This window comes from Paenibacillus profundus (assembly GCF_021369635.1).
GTDB classification, from domain to species: Bacteria; Bacillota; Bacilli; order Paenibacillales; family Paenibacillaceae; genus Paenibacillus_B; species Paenibacillus_B profundus.
Genome location: NZ_JAJNBZ010000006.1, coordinates 238,668 through 258,538 on the forward strand (window position 1 = coordinate 238,668; position 19,871 = coordinate 258,538).

Consider the following 19,871-nt stretch of genomic DNA (forward strand, 5'->3'; position numbering starts at 1 on the left):
GCAACTTCACCAGCATCAACATCATTATAAGTGTAAAATGATAAGTCAATTCCTTCAATCTCAAATCACTGTATCGTTCGTGATCGTCTTCCTCGTTCATTTCTTTCTTAATATATGGTATTTCTAAGTTTTTTAAGCTTATGTTAATCGTAACCTTGTTCAGTATTTCTTCTTTACTAACTTCGAATTTTTGGTCAGAGATGTAGCCAAATTCACTGTACAGAATACAGTCTATATGCCGTTAGCCGCCCAATCCGTACACCCTGCTCTATATTTTCCAATGGGACTTGCTTCGACCGTAGTAGTTCTTATATATGATTCCAGACACCACGCTCTATATCCTTTCTTGCGAATGCAAAAACACCCCCCACTGATCGCATAACGCGATTACTGGGAGGTGTCGCTTGCTATCTCGCTGCTTGTGCTTAATCGATAAGCTCCTGATATTTCTCCGCGCTTAACAAATGCTTGAGCGCTTCCTCCATGCTGCCTTCGATCTCGAGTTCGGCAAGCCAACCACCGTCGTAAGGCGCGCTGTTCACCTGTTCCGGCGCATCCTCCAGCCCGGTGTTCACCTTCGTAATCTTTCCGCTGACAGGACAATACAGCTCCGATACCGTCTTTACCGATTCAATTGAACCCATGCTGTCACCCGCAGAAAGCGTGGAACCGATTTCAGGAAATTCAATAAATACGATATCTCCCAATTGAGCCTGTGCATGATCGGAAATTCCGATGCGTACGGTGCGTTCATCGACGACGAAAGCCCACTCATGTTCTTCGCTGTACAATAAATTCTCTTTCACTTCACTCATGCTAACGCCTCATTTCTTCATCATAATTGTAGTTGGTAGTGTAGATACGCATGTAAAAAAAAGACAAGAAAAGGCCTTATTCGCCCTCTTCTCTGTCCTCGGTACCTGAGAGTTTGTGCTCGATCCTGCCGGTATGGACACGATCGAATTTACCCCTTGGGTGGCTAATGCGCTCTCCAGAGCTGCGTCAGATGACGGTACATGTACCTGAGAGATTAATTGCCAATCGGCAGGTTGGCAGCTTGCTCCTTCGGTGCCGGCACAAGGAACCCCGTGTCGGTCTCTCCCAATCATCTTCATCCGCATTGTATGAATTTAACAAGGTTGCATTTTACATCAATCTAGGTTGTTCAAAAACACGCATCTATAGCGTAGTTCAGCCTTCGATATATGTCAATATTTCGGACAACATTTTTTTCAATCCGCAAAAAATGGATTGACAATGTGTGGAAGCATCAAGTAATAATGTAGGTATAACAACTGCACACGCGAATGATGGTAAGGGGAGAGATTACCGCACTCAGGTAACGCCGAAGGAGTAAGCCCATACGGGTGAATCTCTCAGGCAAAAGGACTTTTACCGGACGCATCTCTGGAGAGAACTCTTTCACTAGAGTCACCCAAGGGGAAACTCGGAACGTTCGCGTATGCGAATGCGCGAGGTAACTCTCAGGTACAAAGGACAGAGCGGAAGGAATACAGTAGGCGCAGGCATGCTGGCTTTCTTCTGCCTGTCTTTTTATTTTATCAATACCTAACTAATAAGACGATCGAGGTGAAGTCATGTCACAGTTAAAAAGAACACCGATATTCCCGTTATACGCCGACTATCCCGGCGCTCGCTGCATCGACTTCGGCGGATGGGAACTGCCGGTGCAATTCAGCGGCATTCAGAAGGAACACGAAGCCGTCCGCACTCAGGCAGGCTTGTTCGACGTCTCCCATATGGGCGAATTTATGGTAAGCGGTTCTTCGGCAGAAGCCTTTCTGCAGCACGTGACGACGAACGATGTCACCCGTCTCGTCGACGGGAGAGCACAGTATTCCCTCTTATGCAATCCGAACGGAGGCGTCGTCGACGATATTCTCATTTATCGGCTGGCTGCAAATCATTACATGCTGGTGGTCAATGCTTCCAACATTGACAAGGACTTCGCATGGCTTCAAGAACATCTCCCTGCCGACGTCGTCCTAGAGAATAAGTCTGACAGCACGGCATTGCTCGCGCTGCAAGGTCCTAATGCGCAAGCGATCGCGGCTCATGTTACGGACGCGCCGCTGGCTGAGCTGAAGCCTTTTCAATTTGTGACGGACGCTGCCATCTGCGGCGTGCGCGCCTTGATTTCCCGTACCGGGTATACCGGGGAAGACGGATTTGAGCTGTATGTAGCAGCAGAAGACGCGCCTCAGGTATGGACAGAGCTAATGAGAGCAGGCGAAGCGCACGGGCTTGTACCTGCTGGGTTGGGAGCGCGTGATACGCTGCGGTTCGAAGCGAAGCTTCCGCTATATGGGCAAGAAATATCGGCCGACATTTCGCCGCTTGAAGCAGGACTTGGTTTCTTCGTCAAGCTGGATAAGGGAGACTTCATCGGACGGGAAGCACTCGCCAGCCAGAAGGCTGATGGGCCTCGCCGCAAGCTTGTCGGAATTGAAATGATAGACAAGGGCATTCCACGCTCCCACTATCCTGTATTAATCAACGAGAATCCTGTTGGCGAGGTAACGACGGGAACGCAGTCCCCTACACTCAAGCGCAATCTAGGCCTTGCCTTAATTGATGCCGCTTACAGTGAGCTGGATACGGAAGTAATGGTCGAAATTCGCGGGAAGCAGCTGAAGGCCCGTGTCATCAAAGCCCCATTCTACAAAAGAGCGACGAACTAAACAGAAGGAGCGAATCCAACTATGAAGCATCGCTATATCCCGATGACGGCACAGGACCAAGCCGACATGATGAAGGTCATCGGCATCTCCTCCATTGAGGAACTATTTCAAGATATCCCTGCTTCCGTTCGCTATCCGGGCGTTCTGCCGATGTCCGAGGCGCTTGACGAAGCAGCCCTGCTGAAGCATATGAAGGAATTGGCGGATAAGAACGCCGACTTTGAACGATATACCAGCTTCTTGGGCGCCGGTCTCTATGATCATCATGTGCCTGTCGTTATCAATCACGTGGTGTCCCGTTCTGAATTCTACACGGCGTACACCCCGTATCAGCCTGAAATTAGCCAAGGTGAACTGCAGGCCATCTTCGAGTTTCAATCGTACATTTGTGAATTGACTGGTATGGCTGTGGCCAATGCCAGCATGTACGACGGTGCTACTGCTCTGGCAGAAGCAGGCGCACTGGCCAGCGGAGCGACGAAGCGCAAGGAACTCATCATCTCGCGCGCTGTCCATCCGGAAGCCCGCCAAATCGTGCGCACGACTGCGCGCGGTCTGAATCTCGATGTCGTGGAAGTCGATTACAAGGACGGCGTCACCGATCTGGAGGAGCTGCAAGCTCTTGTGTCGGAGGACACCGCAGCCGTCATCGTTCAATCGCCGAACTTCTTCGGCTGCATTGAGGATTTGCGTGCTATCGAGCCGATCATTCACAGCAAGAAAGGATTGCTCGTCGTCAGCACCAACCCGATCACCTTGGGGCTGCTGGAAACGCCGGGCAAGCTGGGCGCGGACGTCGTGGTCGGCGATGCGCAGCCGTTCGGCATTTCCGCTTCACTTGGCGGCCCGACATGCGGCTTCTTCGCAGTGGCAGAACCGCTCATGCGACGGATGCCGGGACGGATCGTCGGACAGACGAAGGATATCGATGGCAAACGCGGATTCGTCTTGACGCTGCAAGCCCGAGAGCAGCACATCCGGCGCGAGAAGGCAACGTCCAACATTTGCTCCAATCAGGCGCTGCTTGCGCTGTGTGCATCCGTTTATTTGTCGACAATGGGCAAGACAGGAGTTCAGCAAGTCGCGAACCTGAATGTGCAGAAGGCTCATTACGCCGCTGGCGTATTCGCACAACAATCCGAGCTCGCGCTCGCTTTTGACGCGCCTTTCTTCAATGAGTTTGTCGTTAAGCTGCCTGATGGCGCAAATATAGATGACGTTCAAGCAAAACTGCTGGATAACGGTTATATCGGTGGATACGACCTGGGCATAGCCTATCCTGAACTGCAAGGTCATATGCTCGTCGCCGTTACCGAGCGAAGAACGAAATCCGAAATCGATCAATTTGTGAACCGATTGGAGGCATGTCTATGAAACCGGACAAAAAGCTCATCTTCGAACTCAGCAAACCCGGACGTGTCGCCTATTCTTTGCCTGAGCTCGATGTTCCCGAGGTCAATCTCGGAGAACTGATTCCCGAATCTATGCTCCGCAGTCAACCTGCCGAGCTGCCTGAAGTGTACGAGGTTGATGTAATCCGCCATTATACGGAGCTTTCGCGCCGTAATTTCGGCATCGATAATGGCTTTTATCCGCTTGGTTCCTGCACGATGAAGTACAATCCGAAGATTAACGAAGATGTAGCCCGCTTCACCGGCTTCGCGAAGATTCACCCGTATCAGCCGGAACAGAGCATCCAGGGAGCATTGGAGCTGTTATATACGCTTCAGAACGATCTCGCCACGTTAACAGGTATGGACCAAGTGACGCTTCAGCCTGCGGCAGGCGCCCATGGCGAATGGACGGGCTTGATGATGATTCGCGCCTACCACGAGAGCCGTGGCGAGACCCGGACGAAGGTCATCGTGCCAGATTCCTCGCATGGTACGAACCCAGCCAGCGCAACGGTTGCCGGCCTCGAGACGATTACGATTCAGTCCGACGACAAAGGACTGGTTGACCTTGATGCGCTCCGTGCTGTCGTCGGTCCCGATACAGCCGCGCTTATGCTGACGAATCCGAGCACGCTCGGCTTATTCGAAGAGCATATTGTCGAGATTGCCGAGATCGTCCATGAAGCAGGCGGCCTTATTTACTACGACGGCGCGAACTCGAACGCGATTATGGGCATTACCCGCCCGGGAGACATGGGCTTCGACGTCGTGCACTTGAACCTGCACAAGACGATGAGCACTCCGCATGGCGGCGGCGGTCCGGGTTCAGGACCTGTCGGCGTGAAGAGCAAGCTCATTCCGTTCCTGCCGAAGCCAATCGTGGCCAAGAAAGAGGATGGAACGTATGGATTAAACTACGACAGGCCCGAATCCATCGGCCGCGTTAAAGCATATTACGGCAACTTCGGCATTCTCGTTCGCGCCTACGCGTATATCCGCACATATGGGCCGGAAGGGTTGCGCCAAGTGTCTGAATGTGCCGTGCTTAATGCGAACTATATGATGCATAGACTGGCGCCTTATTACGAAATCCCTTACCCTGGCGTGTGTAAGCACGAATTCGTCATGTCAGGCAGAGGGCTGAAGCAATACGGTGTCCGCACGCTGGATGTCGCCAAACGTCTTCTCGACTTCGGCTTCCATCCTCCAACCATCTACTTCCCGCTGAACGTCGAGGAATGTATGATGATCGAGCCAACTGAGACGGAAAGCAAAGAAACTCTCGACTCGTTCATCGACACGATGATTCAAATCGCGCAGGAGGCAGAACAGAATCCGGAGCTGCTGCTCAATGCGCCACACAATACAGACGTTAGAAGACTTGACGAGACGCAAGCTGCACGCAAGCCGGTCTTGAATTGCGCATGTAATTAATAAATAAGAGGCTGCACCTTTGATTGGAATGTGAACTTTCCCTGTCAAGCGGACAGCACTAAAAAGCCTCGATTAAACAACCTTAGTTCGGTATTGTGCCGGGCTAAGGTTGCTTAGTTTCTTTTGAAAACGTCCATTGTTATCGTCAGCAGGGTCTAGTCCGCCAGCAACTTGAACGTATTCGCCATACCTCCAATAAGAACACCGTTCATCCCATCCAACACGATAAATAATCACATATCTAGTTATATGGAATAAAAAAAAGAAACCTTGACCTCTGCGGTCAAGGTTCTTTCTGTGAATCGGAAGCGACTAACTCCATTACAATTCATAAAATATCGGCCGCTCCCTTAAAAATGGAGTCAGGGTGTTTTGGCAAAATACCGGCATCTTCTCCCGCATCTTTGGATGAACCGCGCTGTTCATCATATGAAACGAATAGTAGCCGAGGATGTGCAGCAGCATGAACCCTTCGAGCAGTTCCAGCGTACCGCTTCGGGGGGCAGAATACTCCGATGCATACCCCTCCATGAAGTCATCCCGTGCCCGGGAAGGAACACTCAGTGCGCCGGCGGCCCCATCATACAAAAAATAGCCTTGTCCGTACAGGCAATAATCAATGATGGTGAATCCCCGTTCAGTCAGAATGACGTTGCCTCTATTGATATCGGCATGGATAATCCCCCATGTGTCGGGACTGCGCTCATAGGTCTGGAGACGGGAATTGATCATTGCGAATGCTTCGCTCACTGTGTCGTAATCCACTGAAGTAAATATACCGTGCTCACGGCCGAACTTCAGCCGCTCCAGCATGGCTCTGTTCTCATCGATGCTGGCGTAGGCAGGTCTATCACAAGCGAGATCTGATGCATAGCCGCTCGTATAGCGGTGCAACATGCCGACCTGCTGTCCGTACTGAAGGACATTATCCCTCGACGAGAAATCGTCTAGCTGAGAATCCCGTCCCTCCAGCCACTGCAATACCGTGCACTGGATATAGGTGTCCCCGCAAGCAACCCGGGTAACAAATTCTCCCTCACGATTACGGACAGGCTCCTGAACGTTCAATGCGGAGTTCTCTCCCAGCGCTTGCAGCAGCTGCATCTCCCCATTCAGTCCAGCCTCGGAATGCTGCAGTCCATGAAGCTCGTCATGGACAGGCTTATGAATCCGCAGCAGATAGGACAACCCACTGACTCCGTCAGTGATCTTATACGTCAAATTCTCATTGTGACGAATAAACTCGATGATTGGCGATTGTACTGCATAAGACGACAATGCTTCGGTTGCGATGGAATGATTATCCATCCGTATCACCCTCTTTACTTGAATAGTATCGGTCTGCATTCTGGCCAGGGAACATCCTTGACCCTACCCGTCCATCCATACAATCGTTACTTGGTTGTAAGAAGACTCTGTTCACAATCGGGCGAGACAAGGATTCTAGTATACTTCAAGATTATACAACCGTTGAGGAGCAGCCTCTTCTTCAATGGTTATGAGTGCAGCTCGATACGGTAATGAGAGAGTACACGTCTCTCAGTAAACCCGGCTTTTTTATACAGATGAATCGCCTTCTCATTATGCATATCGACACATAGCGAGATTTCTTGAATCCCCTTGTCCTTAAAAAGAAATTGTAGGGCGTGTCTCAACAGTGCTTCCCCCATGCCATGGTGACGATATTCCGGCGAGACCGCAATAAATTCGATATTCCCTTCCTGGAATTCCGGATTGGCTTCCACATAAACATATCCTTGCAGCTTTCGATCCGCTGTCGTACAGACGAACACTCTATGATCGGTGTTGCGTCTGTTCAGGATGGTGCCTCCGTCATAATAAGCCGATGGGAAGCAAGCCTGGTGGAGATGGACAAATGGCTCGTACATGTCTGCTTGAATCTCTTGAATATCCACCCCGGCTGCGGAATGTTCAGATAATAGAGATGGCGTGGCGAGAAGAATGAGGTGCTCTCCTCTGTTCTGCCCCCCGACACGGCTCATGAATTCGGCGGCATGCCGATGATTCGCATCATAAAATCCCAATATCGCGTTCACCTGCTCCTTCACCACAGCTACAGATTGATGCCACAGCTCTTTAGCCACATCCAACCAATCTTCCGCTCGTGTGAACGGCCCCCACATCTCAGCTGCCCGTTCCTCCTCATCGATGTCGAAGCCGATCGTCCCGATTATTTCTCCAGCTCGATAAGCTGTCCAGAATGTTTTGCCAATGCTGTCAAAAGTATCATGCAAGGCGGATTCGATTTCTTCCTTCTCCGTCCCGCAATACCCTACATGATGTGTCTCTTCCTTATTGAGATCTGCAATAAATTCAACCAACTCGGCAGCATTGCCGCCAGGACGAATCGTAATCAATTCAACCTATCCTTTCCTTTTCAAATTGTAGATGACGTACTTTAGTTCTGTTGGATTTCATCCATTAGTTTGAGGTATGAGATGCGATGACAAGCTGTTTCATTGGAAAGAGTCCAACAGATTTTCGTTCAACTCGTACTGAGGCTATAATTGAGCATCATTTGATTGGAAGATTTCCAATCAAGTGGCGCTATTGTGTTGAAATGAGTAGATTCTACTGCACGTTATCCAATGGACGCAATGAGAGGCAGCTTAAAGCATTGCAACAACGCTAAAGCAAGACAAAAAAAGGAACTGGCTTGCAATCCATCGTCTTGCAAAGTCAGTCCTTCTTCACCATGCCTTATTATTTTTTCTCACGGCTGATATAGAAATTGACACGGTCGCCTTTCTTTGCTGCAGCGCCTGCTTCAGGCTCTTGCTTGAACACCTGACCTGGTGCTTGCTCCTCGTTGTTCTCAAGGACGAAGCTATACCGAAGGCCGGCCGCGAGCACCGCCTTCTCCGCTTCTTCCTTCGTCAGACCGACCAAACTCGGCACCTGACCCTCAACAACCGGCTCTCCCGAGGAATCCGTCGCTGTACCCGTCTCGCCTCCATCAGGCGTTGTTCCTGGCGTCATCGTATCTGGTGTCGTACCCGGAGTAGTCTCAGGAGTCGTTCCCGGAGTCGTGTCTGGATTGGCATCCGTGCCTGTATCCGTTCCTGAACCGGCATCCGGATTCGCAGCAGCGCCTGAATTGTCCGGCTTCGTGCCGGTTGTCTTGTCGCCAGAGCCCGTTCCGGAAGATGAATCGGTAGATTGTCCGCCATTCTTCGACCCGCTGTTATCCGTCGATGTTCTGTCATCAGTCGATGCTTCAGGCTGATTCGAGCTATCGCTATTTTCGTTATTAGTTGCTTGGCCTTCATCGGACGGTGTTTCCGTTGCATCGTCCCCGTTCGTCGCCGGAGTGGAATCCGTATTCTCGCTCGTCTCTGCAGGAGGATTGTTATCCGTTATAGCTGCCGTCTCATTCGACTTCGATATGGAGTTGGCCCAGAGCACGGCGCCGCCGAGAACACAGACGAAGACCGCGGCACAGGCAACAACGAGCAGCATTTTACTGCGCCCGACTTTGTCCGATCCCGATTCTGCATTCGCAAATGGACTATTAGCTTCTTCTTCCGTCTCATAGTCGTCGTAATCATCATCATCTGACTCGTCATCATCTTGTAGATTCGAGACAGGTGCCGCAGCCGCTGAAGTCGGCTGCATCCGCGACAGGACAGGACCATTCGGCTGATCCATAATCTCGCGCAAGGTTACCATGAAAGAGAACATGGACGAATCCCCTGAATATACGCGTCGGACGAGACCTAGAACCGCTTCCTTCTGAGCAGGCGCCAAATCCTTCAAGGCGGCTGTCAAACGGCTCTCATACGTGTCGTAGTTCGCCGGAACGTTCAAATGCAGCGTACTTAATTGATACATTAAATAGCATAATCCCATCGTTCCGAATTGCCCCGGCTCGGCTTCCGTCCAATAGTTCATTATCATAATCTGATTGTCTTCAGTAATCCATAAGTTCTCTACAGTAATCGGGAACCGGCTAATCTGTTCCTCCATCGCGTCCTGGATGCTCTTACCCAGTTCGTACACCATCGACAGCATCTTCTGTGAGCTTAAAGCATGGTGCTGAATATATCGCACGAGCGGCATTCCTGTATAGGCAGAGAATACGACAAAGAAATTTTGCCCAGATGTTCCTGCATTAAGCATGTGGAAGAAACGATTATTCGAAAAGTGAGACACCTTACCGAAAGCGCGCTTGCTTTCTTCGGCTTTCCCCGTTCCCGTATTTTCGACAAGATAAATAAACACATCTCTCTTCAAGGATAGATCTATCGCTTCATATAAGACTCCGTCTGCTAAATGTAGAATGACCTTGCAAAGTTCATATCTTTCCCCAATGTAAGCACTCATTCTCTTGCTCCTTCACGATTCATCGTTGTTAATAAAATATCTCTTTTGTCATTATGAAGGATATGGGCTGATTTTGCAAAGATTACAACAATCGATCAATTATTTTCACAAATCTCCCTTATTTCATCTGATGCACAACCTCTTGCCAGCGATGAATCAGCTTCTCAACAATATCATGTGCAGTTGTCTGACGGCCGAGTCTCGCTGCCTGTCCTGCCCATAGCGACAAGTATTCGGGATTGGATTGTCTCGCTGCCTCCTGCCGAATATCTCTGGTCAACTGATTCATTATTGGATAGGGCGGCACATGCTCGGCATGAGGCTGTAGCTGACGGATGAAGTCGTTCACGATGCCTCTTGCCAGCTTTCCCGAAAACGTTCGTGTAACGATAGTGCTTCGTTCATTAGAAGACAGTACCGCTGCTTTATAGGCCTCATGAGCACCGCTTTCTTCACAGGCAAGAAACGCGGTGCCCAATTGGACGCCCTGCGCACCCAACGCCATGGCAGCAGCCATGCCCCGCCCGTCCATAATGCCGCCGGCTGCAATGACGGGCACAGATACATGATCCGCAATGAGCGGTACGAGAGCAATTGTGCCGACTAATGAATCTTCACAGGCTCCGTGGAAGGTGCCCCGGTGTCCGCCTGCTTCGCTTCCCTGCGCGACGACGAGATCAACGCCAGCCGCTACCAGAATTTGTGCTTCCTTAACATGGGTGGCCGTGCCGATGACGACGATTCCATTACTTTTCAACTGATGCATCATTTCCGGCGAAGGAACGCCGAACGTAAAGCTGAACACCGGTACTTTCTCTTGAATTACGACCGACAGCTGCTCTTCAAAAGACCGCTGGTAGGCATCGTAATCAAAGACGGCTTCACTAGCCCCTGCCTCTTGCCCCCCTGCCATATGCAGCCGTTTCCGAATGGAAGCGAGCTGTGTCTGAATTGGCTCCTGCACGCAAGGAACATCCACCTGCGCTTCTGGAACAAACAAATTTACGGCGAACGGCTTGTCTGTTAGCGACTTTATTTTTTGAATCGCTTCCTTAATATGCTGCGGAGACATGTACCCGGCCCCGAGCGTTCCGAGCCCGCCCGCATTGGATACTGCCGCCACAAGAGCCGGCGTCGTTGCCCCGCCCGCCATTCCTGCTTGAATGACGGGAAATCGTATCTGCAACCGTTCCGTTAACGTGTTATATCCATTCAAATGTAACACCTCCTTTCATTACATCATGGTCATTCAACAATTCAGGAAACACATATATAGGAAACAAATGAAAGCTTACATAATTTTTCTTTGATTTGGGCGGAGCCAAAGAATCCCTCTTCACTAGGCTTTAACGGATGCTTTTTCGTGTTTACATAATAAGTACTGAACGTGTCTTGCTTGACCACAAGCGATTCCTCGTAAGCCTGCAACAACAGCTTCAGTTCAGCAAAAACATTCTTAAATTCATTCATGCCCTATCGGCTCCTTTCCCGCCCGTAGCATTTGCACATTGCATACATGCAGACTACGCCTCCTATCCAATAACGATGTTAAATTCAACATCCCTTCCTTAAATTCCTTCTTTCCTACTGCCCATCTGGCCGTACTTTACGAAGGGAGCGTAAGTCTAGCAAAGACCATCCAGCGGCGGTAAAACGGTCTTTTTGCCCTAGGGAAATTTTTTGTTGTCATAGAAATATTGTTGACCTATACTAATTATGTAGCATATATATAACAAACCTTATTATGTTGTAACAATGAATTTGTCCTTAGGAAACATTCGCTGCATAGAAAAAGGAGAGACATCACTATGCCTACAACAAGCGTGCCATTGTCGAATGCCAAGTCAGGAACCCATATACGGCTGAATCGGATTGAAGTTCAGGGCGTGCTGCGCAGAAGATTGCTGGATCTCGGATTTGTTCCCGGAAATGTCGTGGAAGTGTTGCAAAAAAGTCCGCTTGGCGACCCCATCGCATTTCGGGTTAATAATACAACGATTGCACTTCGTAAAGAGGAAAGCTCGCTAATTTTCGGAGACATAATCGGAGGTGAAACATCATGAGTCGATACACCGTTGCCTTGGCGGGTAACCCGAATACGGGAAAGAGTACGTTATTCAACACATTGACCGGACTAAGGCAGCATACCGGGAACTGGGCCGGCAAGACGGTAATGATGGCCGAAGGTGAATTCAGTTATGATAAGACGACCTTCCGGATGATCGATTTGCCAGGCACTTATTCCTTATATTCCAACTCTACTGATGAAGAAGTGGCCAGGGACTACATTATTTTTGAAAAACCTGATGTCACCATTGTCGTTCTTGATGCCACCTCTCTCGAACGGAATCTAAACTTGGCACTTCAAGTTCTGGAAATGACTAATCGCGCTGTGGTCTGCATCAACTTGATCGATGAAGCGAAGCGGCTGGGCGTTCGCATTGACCTGCAGAAGATCGAGCAGCGTCTCGGCGTTCCGACCGTGGCGATTTCCGCCCGCAACCGAATCGGAATCGATAAGCTCCTGAAGCAAGTGAAGCTGGTCGCCTCGGGACAAATCAATCCGCATCCGATCCATATCCAATATAGCGATGAGATCGAACGGAAGCTTGCAGAGCTAGAACCGTCCATTCGAGAGAATCTCGGCAGTCAATATCCAACGAGATGGATTGCGCTTCGCTTGTTGGATGGAGATGAGAGCTTGTTATCCTCGTTAAAGAAACGGATGAATGAGGTGACTCCGGATTCTGTGAGGGAGGTTGCAAGTTATGGCAGAACCGCTTGCCACTAATGCGTCAGATCCGTTAGACACGCTTCTGAGCAAGGCCAGAACCCTTGCTGATGGAGAGACTGTCCGTGACGGGATCGTAAGCGATATTTACCGGACGACACGGGACATTTGTGCTGAATCCGTTCATTATGAAGACAAAAAAAAGCTGCAGAGCACTTATCGGTTGGATAAGATTGTGACTTCACCGATTTGGGGCTTCCCGATTATGTTGGCGATATTAGGTGCCGTATTCTGGATTACGATTGCAGGCGCCAACGTTCCCTCTCAGATGATATTCAGATTTTTTGCTATAGTGGAGGGATATATTACTGCTGGATTCCAAGCGCTGCATGCTCCAGATTGGCTGCACGGTGTGCTCGTTCTCGGATTCTTTCGTGGGACCTCCTGGGTCGTCAGCGTCATGCTGCCACCGATGGCTATCTTCTTTCCGGTCTTCGCGCTGCTCGAGAATTTCGGATATTTGCCGCGGGTAGCCTTCAATATGGATCGGTTGTTCAAGAAATCTGGCGGTCACGGCAAACAAGCATTAACGATGTCGATGGGCTTCGGCTGCAATGCCGCTGCAATTCTGTCGACACGCATTATCGAGTCACCGCGTGAGCGCATGCTCGCTATACTGACGAACAATTTCGTTCCATGCAACGGCCGGTGGCCGACCTTAATTTTGCTATCGTCGTTGTTCATGGCTGCCGGAGTAGCCAGCGGCTTGCAAACCTTAGCCACTGCGTCTGTCGTAATGGGCATGGTGATGATCGGCATCGTCGTTACCCTCACTGTGTCATGGGTATTATCTAAAACGGCATTACGCGGCGTTCCGACGCATTACACATTGGAACTGCCCCCATACCGACGTCCACAAATTTGGAAGACGATTCTGCTTTCTTCGAAAGAAAAATCGTTAAACGTCTTGATGCGCGCCATTATCGTCGCCGCTCCAGCCGGGGTAATCACCTGGATTTTAGGCAATGTGTTCGTCGGCGGAGACAGTATTCTTAATCATATGGCTGCCTTCTTCGATCCGTTCGCCCATGCGATCGGACTCGACGGATTTATCATTATGGCCTTTATTCTCGGTCTTCCCGCCAATGAAGTCGTGCTGCCAATATTATTGATGGGCTATATGTCTTCCGGTGCAATGGTCGATGCTGACGGATTGGATAACATTAAGGAAATCTTCCTGCAGCATGGATGGACTTGGTTAACGGCATTAAATATGATGTTGTTCTCCTTACTCCATTACCCTTGCGGAACGACTTTATACAACATTTATAAAGAAACGAAAAGTACGAAATGGACCATTCTGTCCGCGGTCATCCCGTTGGGTATTGCCATTGCAGTTACGTTCGTTACGGCCCAGCTCGTTCGGGCTTTCGGATGGGTTTGACCTTTACAAAACCAAAAGCACGAATCCGGCAGTATCGGATTCGTGCTTTTTTTGCGCTTCAATGAGATGCTGCTCCATATCCGGGACGTGAATGCGGCTCTTCGTCGTCGTGAGTATCGTTATTTCAAGTTCAATGTTATGCCACACATATTCTACCTTGATTCCAACTGCTTGATTGCTTTTTCTTAAATCTCTGACGATGACATTCTGCCCGGTATGTTCTGCTTCCTTAACCATCTCCTCCATCTTGGCTTGCTCTAATGGCTCCAATCCGTAAAATACAGCAATGCCTGTTTGAGTTGCATTTGAAGGTTTTTTATAGGGATAAGGAAAGTATGGTGTGATCTCCTTATTTATTTCATCACCTCTTCCCTCTGTATGTTATATATTGGTTCATTTTTGAATAATCGTTCGATTTTTTAAACGAGATTCTACTATGTAAATTCTTATTCTATATAAGTTGAACTATTGAATTTCTTCATTAGAGTTTAATACAACTTCGCTGCTTATCTCAAACACTGGAGGGGCGATACTCTCTCCGTTCGGCGCTTCCGATCACTCTCCCCTTCGCTAAGTAACAACGATTCCCATATATCTCAGGCGCTAGGCGGTGTGATCTAAGGGTGATGTTGCTGCATCGTCCGAGAAGCAATGTTACTGGAGAGACATGTGCACCAAAGTCAACTTCACCCTATGGTGGGATGCCCCTTCTGAACGAGAGGGAGAATGGAGAGAAGTACTTGACAGCGTATCGTTATTAGCTGGAAATGTGATCTTTCTTTAGTTCCACTTATATAGCAATTTTTATTAGCATCATAGAAGACTATCATATGAAATACCATTTTCTTGCGGACAGTGATGCATAGCTGAGGCAATTCCTTATTATTTTCATAGAATAGAATTGTAGAGAGGATGTCTCTCTATGAATCTCTGAAAATAGAAAGGAGAGAGTTGCAATAAGAATCTCCAAGCTATTCTGGAACTGTTCACTCAGAACGGACTAATTTCCACATAAAATGATAACACGACCACTACCCTTGTTCTGTTCATCCTCTTGGTTGTTATAGTACAATCCGGTGATGATCCGGGAGACGGTTGTAGATCGCAATCTCGGAATGTATCTACGAGAAATAACTCGGGATTGAGAGGATAATTATCAAAACGTAACCGTAAACAATATAGACAAACCGCCTCTAACGGACAAGTCCCTGCTCTGGTGCATTAGCATCAGAACAGGGACTATTTCGCATGTTTCAGCCGACACCGACTCAACTACAAAGACTGCAGCTTGTCCTGCAGCTCCCCAACCTCATTGGTCGGCGACTGACATGAGAAGTTCTCGCATACATAAGCCGTTGGCTTTCCGCCAAGCTGAACTTTCTCCTGAACGAGCGGAATCATTTCCCTGACTCGATCCCCCTCCTCCCCGTCCGGTACCAACAGTACTGTAGCATGAGGTTGAAAGCCGTTGCTTGCCACAGCAATCATTTGTGCGGTTGCTTCATCATTCGGATCGCCGCAAATAACAATTTCACACGGAGGACTGTAAGCATAATCCAAAGCGATGAGAAACATGGAATGACCTGTCGGATACTGATCCACGGCGCCTGCAAATGCTTCCAGCTGCCGTTCTGCTATCTGTGCCAGACGCGCATCACCGGTCAGCTTCGCCAACTTCAGCAAGTTCATCGCCGCTACCGAGTTGCCTGAAGGCTGCGCACCGTCGTAAATCTCTTTATTGCGTGTAAATAACTCCTCGCTGTCATGGCCATAAAAGTAAAGTCCACCGTTGCCCTCGTCCCAGAACAGATCAAGCATCTGCTGATTCAGTTCAAGTGCAAGTTGCAAGTAATCTAGTTCGAAGGACGCCTCATACAAATCAATGAAACCCCATACAAGGAAAGCATAATCATCCACGTAACCAGAGAAAGCAGCTTCGCCGTCCCGATACCGGGCTAGCAGCCGCCCATCCGCTTGCCTCAGGTTGACTATGATGAAATCCGCGGCTTTGCGAGCCGCCTGCAAGTACTCCTCCCGCCCCAGCGTTCGGTACCCTTTCGCCATCGCCATAATCATCAGCCCGTTCCAGGACGTCAAAATTTTGTCGTCTTTCCCAGGATGCACTCTATGCTTCCGATAATCAAATAGCTTGGCACGGCACACTTCCATCCGTTCACGCAGCTGTTCAGGGTTCAAGTCTCTTGCTTTAGCAAAGGCTTCAAGATCTTGCCCGATCAAATTCGGAATATTGTGACCTTCGAAGTTTCCTTCTATGGTGATATCATACAGATCGCAGTATAGCTCTCCGTCTTCAGCACCTAATACCTCGATGACTTCATCAGGTTCCCACACATAGAATTTGCCCTCATGCCCTTCCGAATCGGCATCTTCCGCGGAATAGAAGCCTCCGTCCGGATGCGTCATATCCCTCATTACATACGTGAAAATTTGCTCGGCGGCCTGGGCATACTCCGGCTTCCCTGTCAGCTGGAATGCCTCGAGATAGCTCCATGACAGCAACGCATTATCGTACAGCATTTTCTCAAAATGAGGAACGAGCCATTTCTCATCAACCGAGTATCTGCAAAAACCGAATCCTACATGATCATACATCCCGCCGCGATACATGGATTGAAGCGACTTCTCCACCATTTGGAGCGCTCTTTCCTTCCCTGTACGGTAATAGTAGCGTAGCAGGAAAGACAAATTGTGCGATGTCGGAAACTTAGGAGCGCCACCGAACCCGCCATTTTCCGCATCAAACGTCTGTTCATAATGAGCGTAAGCTTTGTCAAGTGTTGCCTCCGACACCTCACCTGACAGGTTGGAAAGCATCTGCTTCTCGATTTCCTTGACAATCTGTTCGCCAATGTCCGCTACCCGCTCGTCGTCCTCCTCCCATTGCTTGGCAATCTGCGGCAGGATGTCCATCAAGCCGTAACGGCCGTATTTGCGCTGCTTCGGATAATAGGTGCCTGCAAAGAAAGGCTTCTTATCCGGCGTCATTATAATAGTGAGCGGCCACCCTCCCTGACCGCTCATCGCCTGACATACCGCCATATAAATATGGTCGACGTCAGGTCGCTCCTCGCGGTCCACTTTGACGGACACATAATGCTCATTCAGAATGGCAGCGACCTCTTCATCTTCGAACGACTCATGAGCCATAACATGGCACCAATGACAGGTACGTGTAGGTCACCAACGTCAGCTATACCCAACAGATAAGAAAATAGGCTTATTTTCTCGTCTCGCTTCATCAAACGCTTCTTCACTCCACGCGTACCAGTTCACTGGATTATAAGCATGTTGAAGCAAATAGGGCGATTTCACGGCGATTAATCTATTGGGCTTGCGGTTCGTTGTCATGGGGCATCACCTCTTTTCGTTGTAGAAATTTAGGTAAAATAAAGCTTAGCGTTATTTTACCCAAAAGGGTGAGGAAATCCCAAGAAATAAAAAATGAGTCTGTAAAATAGTTAGTGCATACTCCAAAACCTACTAAAATGAAAGTAGTAGGAAAGGTTGGGGAGAACGGTACTATGGACAAAAGAGCAACTACGAGCATTCATCAAGGAGAATAAGCTGGTCACGACTCAGGCTGTTCACGGAGACGATTCAGGAACTTAAGTCAGCTTTGGAGGATGAAGCGAATACCTCGAAAATCTTGTTCTTTTTGAAATTAATTTAAAATATTTAAATTGTTTGCTTGAGCAGAATGAATAATCTTATTATAGAACTCCACCCATGTATAATATTCAATGTCGGCAATCTGCCTCGTTAACAACCATGAATCGGGTATTAGGGTCAAAAAGACGCCCGCACGACTATTGATTGCTGTCTTCAGATTTCAGCTTAAAGAGGACGTACATCGGCAATATGATTTACGCTCTGATCACCCGGTTGAACCAACTTTGGTGTCTTTTCGTGTCGACTTTGAAGCGTTAGTGCAGTAAGCATAGTCATTACGTGATCTTAATCGTTTTCACTCACATCTCTTGGATCGACATTAAACTGAACAATCTCGAGCACTTCACCTAGCGAGGTGACTCGAATAGCACTCATTGCTACTTTCCGATAGGCTCCGGTATCAATATTCCACGAATGAGACGCCTCCTCATACTCAGGACGGCCAGACTTGCATGGGGTGTGACCGATAATTTGAAGTCTGCCAATATTTTTCAACGGTGTGCGATTCCAAAGCACGCCTAACTCATTTCCTTCTTCAAATGGGAACTCTGCCTGATCTGCAATACCAGCATGACTTATCAGTACATGCTCGTTCTCCCAAACGAGCGGAAGCTCATTAATCCATTCTGATACCTCCTGCAGCTCCATGTTAGCGGACCTAAGCTGATCCAGCGTTTCAAAGCCACATTGCGGAAGCCAATATTCGTTAGGGCCATTCTCTATATGCTGTGAAAACTCGTATTCATGGTTGCCCTTGAGAAAAACCGCGTTCGCGCCATACCTCTTTCTCAGTTCCTTAGCCAAAAGTAGCGTTCCCGGCGTATCGTTTCCACGGTCGATTAAATCCCCTAGTTGGACGAGTCGCTCCTTATCAGGATTCCAATGTCGGTCAAGAAGCCCTGTAAACGTATGAAGACAGCCATGTACATCCCCGACGACGAATAGATTCATAAGGCTTTTATATCTCCTTTAGTCAATATAATCTTACTCATACCACGATACCCCATTGGTTAGAATTCAGCTAATATTAGCATTCATTTAGGCATCGGTAATCAAAATTAACGTAAACAAGAGCCGCAAAAGTTCCCGACAAAATATGGATTTTAGCATTAGTCCAGCTTACGATAAATATCTATTATAGAACATCATTTTCGTGAGAGTGGCAAAAAGATATTCGCACCTCCCCCTTATATCCACTCGCTTCCTAAGAAAAGAGTTCCATGCAATAGCCGTTATCTTGGCATATTCTAGCTTATGCCATAATAATTGATTCACACAAACATCCCATCAATGACATGTACGTATGTATCATCAACGTCAGCTATACCTAATAGATAAGAAAATAGGCTTATTTTCTCTTCGTTAAAAGCTTCCTCGCTCCACGCGTACCAGTTAACTGGATTATGGGTGTGCTGGAGCAGGTAAGGCGATTTCTCAGCGATTAATCTATTGGGTATGTGATTCGTTGTCATGGGGCATCACCTCTTTTCGTTGTGGGATTAGGGAAAAGGAATGCTTGCTTTGAGGTGTTTTACCCAATTAGGTGGAGAAAATACCAATTGATAAGGATTGAGCCAGCTCCCTACAATAGGTTATCGTAATATATTCAATAACTTTTGGAACTCCTCTTCAATAATTATAAAATTGTTCACATTTAGAAAGATAAATACCATATTCTTCACGAATCATATCAGGTTTAATTATATTGGCATTATAAAGTTCTCTCTTTGCATTCACTGTGCTGTTATCAATTCTAGATGTCGGTAGTATCTTTTCACCAATGTATCTATTACAACGTGAAAAGCCAAGTACACTAAACTTGCCGCCACTTGATCCACGAAGATCATTGTCAGTTTTTATGACACATGATATGCCTAGTTTTTCTAGAATACTAAAGTAATTATTAAAACCAATTCCACCTACCATCAATACATAAATCCCTTCAGCTTCATATAAAGGGTTTATTACTTGTTTATTGCATAATAAACGTGCCGAACATTGCATCGTAAAAATGCTCAAGTAGAAAGCAAAAAGAGACACTTGCCAGCATCCCCTATTCCTCCTATCGTTAGGTTTGCGAGAACATAGCGAAGGAGATTGTTTCTACACCGAATCCACTTCAAATACTTCAG

16 protein-coding genes, 1 pseudogene and 3 riboswitches are annotated in these 19,871 nt (G+C 48.2%); of the genes and pseudogenes, 6 read left to right on the top strand and 11 right to left on the bottom strand.

Going from position 1 to position 19,871, the window contains the following annotated elements; translation table 11 throughout:
* Positions 1 to 425: 425 nt before the first annotated feature.
* The gene (gene gcvH, locus LQV63_RS11130; RefSeq protein ID WP_019420519.1) at positions 426 to 815 is read right to left on the bottom strand and encodes a glycine cleavage system protein GcvH; all 390 of its coding nucleotides are present in this window, start codon (positions 813 to 815) and stop codon (positions 426 to 428) included.
* Between the two features lie 186 nt (positions 816 to 1,001).
* A riboswitch (glycine riboswitch) is annotated at positions 1,002 to 1,114 on the bottom strand.
* 193 nt (positions 1,115 to 1,307) lie between these two features.
* Positions 1,308 to 1,402: riboswitch (glycine riboswitch) on the top strand.
* Positions 1,403 to 1,511, top strand: a riboswitch (glycine riboswitch).
* Positions 1,512 to 1,598: 87 nt separating this feature from the next.
* Here gcvH and gcvT point away from each other — a divergent pair.
* From gcvT to gcvPB, 3 genes are read left to right on the top strand one after another with little or no spacing between them, the layout of a single operon-like run.
* On the top strand, positions 1,599 to 2,702 hold the full coding sequence (gcvT, locus tag LQV63_RS11135; RefSeq protein ID WP_233696762.1) for a glycine cleavage system aminomethyltransferase GcvT: 1,104 nt from the start codon (positions 1,599 to 1,601) through the stop codon (positions 2,700 to 2,702).
* 21 nt (positions 2,703 to 2,723) lie between these two features.
* Positions 2,724 to 4,076, top strand: coding sequence for an aminomethyl-transferring glycine dehydrogenase subunit GcvPA (gcvPA, locus tag LQV63_RS11140; RefSeq protein ID WP_019420521.1), 1,353 nt, complete (start codon positions 2,724 to 2,726; stop codon positions 4,074 to 4,076).
* A complete protein-coding gene (gene gcvPB, locus LQV63_RS11145; protein WP_233696763.1) occupies positions 4,073 to 5,530 on the top strand; it encodes an aminomethyl-transferring glycine dehydrogenase subunit GcvPB in 1,458 nt (485 codons plus the stop codon). Before gcvPA ends, gcvPB begins: the two co-directional genes overlap by 4 nt.
* Positions 5,531 to 5,851: 321 nt before the next feature.
* Here gcvPB and LQV63_RS11150 read toward each other — a convergent pair whose 3' ends face one another.
* The 5 genes from LQV63_RS11150 to LQV63_RS11170 all read right to left on the bottom strand — a co-directional run bounded on the left by LQV63_RS11150 (position 5,852) and on the right by LQV63_RS11170 (position 11,344).
* Complete coding sequence (locus tag LQV63_RS11150) at positions 5,852 to 6,838, bottom strand: phosphotransferase enzyme family protein (protein ID WP_233696764.1); 987 nt, start codon at positions 6,836 to 6,838, stop codon at positions 5,852 to 5,854.
* A 188-nt stretch (positions 6,839 to 7,026) separates the two neighbouring features.
* A complete protein-coding gene (locus LQV63_RS11155) occupies positions 7,027 to 7,908 on the bottom strand; it encodes a GNAT family N-acetyltransferase (protein WP_233696765.1) in 882 nt (293 codons plus the stop codon).
* Between the two features lie 346 nt (positions 7,909 to 8,254).
* Positions 8,255 to 9,874: a PASTA domain-containing protein gene (locus LQV63_RS11160; RefSeq protein ID WP_233696766.1), complete on the bottom strand. Its 1,620-nt coding sequence runs from the start codon at positions 9,872 to 9,874 to the stop codon at positions 8,255 to 8,257.
* Between the two features lie 118 nt (positions 9,875 to 9,992).
* Complete coding sequence (locus LQV63_RS11165) at positions 9,993 to 11,090, bottom strand: NAD(P)H-dependent flavin oxidoreductase (RefSeq protein WP_233696767.1); 1,098 nt, start codon at positions 11,088 to 11,090, stop codon at positions 9,993 to 9,995.
* Between the two features lie 41 nt (positions 11,091 to 11,131).
* Complete coding sequence (locus LQV63_RS11170; protein ID WP_233696768.1) at positions 11,132 to 11,344, bottom strand: hypothetical protein; 213 nt, start codon at positions 11,342 to 11,344, stop codon at positions 11,132 to 11,134.
* A 338-nt stretch (positions 11,345 to 11,682) separates the two neighbouring features.
* On the opposite strand from LQV63_RS11170, the gene LQV63_RS11175 reads away from it, so the two are divergent.
* The 3 genes from LQV63_RS11175 to LQV63_RS11185 are packed head-to-tail and all read left to right on the top strand — an operon-like array spanning position 11,683 to position 14,049.
* Positions 11,683 to 11,937, top strand: a complete 255-nt coding sequence (locus LQV63_RS11175; protein ID WP_019420528.1) for a FeoA family protein — start codon at positions 11,683 to 11,685, stop codon at positions 11,935 to 11,937.
* On the top strand, positions 11,934 to 12,665 hold the full coding sequence (locus LQV63_RS11180; protein WP_233696769.1) for a FeoB small GTPase domain-containing protein: 732 nt from the start codon (positions 11,934 to 11,936) through the stop codon (positions 12,663 to 12,665). The genes LQV63_RS11175 and LQV63_RS11180 overlap by 4 nt, the downstream gene beginning before the upstream one ends.
* Positions 12,643 to 14,049 carry a nucleoside recognition domain-containing protein gene (locus LQV63_RS11185; protein WP_233696770.1) on the top strand — a complete coding sequence of 469 codons (1,407 nt, stop codon included), beginning with the start codon at positions 12,643 to 12,645 and terminating at the stop codon, positions 14,047 to 14,049. Before LQV63_RS11180 ends, LQV63_RS11185 begins: the two co-directional genes overlap by 23 nt.
* 3 nt (positions 14,050 to 14,052) lie before the next feature.
* Here the strand turns inward: LQV63_RS11185 and LQV63_RS11190 are convergent, their stop codons facing one another.
* From LQV63_RS11190 to LQV63_RS11205, 5 genes and pseudogenes are all read right to left on the bottom strand, one after another.
* On the bottom strand, positions 14,053 to 14,295 hold the full coding sequence (locus LQV63_RS11190; RefSeq protein WP_233696771.1) for a hypothetical protein: 243 nt from the start codon (positions 14,293 to 14,295) through the stop codon (positions 14,053 to 14,055).
* Between the two features lie 1,026 nt (positions 14,296 to 15,321).
* A pseudogene (locus LQV63_RS11195) lies at positions 15,322 to 17,418 on the bottom strand (thioredoxin domain-containing protein).
* Between the two features lie 606 nt (positions 17,419 to 18,024).
* Positions 18,025 to 18,690 (bottom strand): metallophosphoesterase family protein, encoded by a 666-nt coding sequence (locus LQV63_RS11200; protein ID WP_233696772.1) that lies wholly within the window; start codon positions 18,688 to 18,690, stop codon positions 18,025 to 18,027.
* A gap of 320 nt (positions 18,691 to 19,010) precedes the next feature.
* The gene (locus LQV63_RS31760) at positions 19,011 to 19,211 is read right to left on the bottom strand and encodes a DUF255 domain-containing protein (protein WP_407672910.1); all 201 of its coding nucleotides are present in this window, start codon (positions 19,209 to 19,211) and stop codon (positions 19,011 to 19,013) included.
* 157 nt (positions 19,212 to 19,368) lie between these two features.
* Positions 19,369 to 19,779 (bottom strand): TOPRIM nucleotidyl transferase/hydrolase domain-containing protein, encoded by a 411-nt coding sequence (locus LQV63_RS11205; protein WP_233696773.1) that lies wholly within the window; start codon positions 19,777 to 19,779, stop codon positions 19,369 to 19,371.
* Between the last annotated feature and the right edge of the window lie 92 nt (positions 19,780 to 19,871).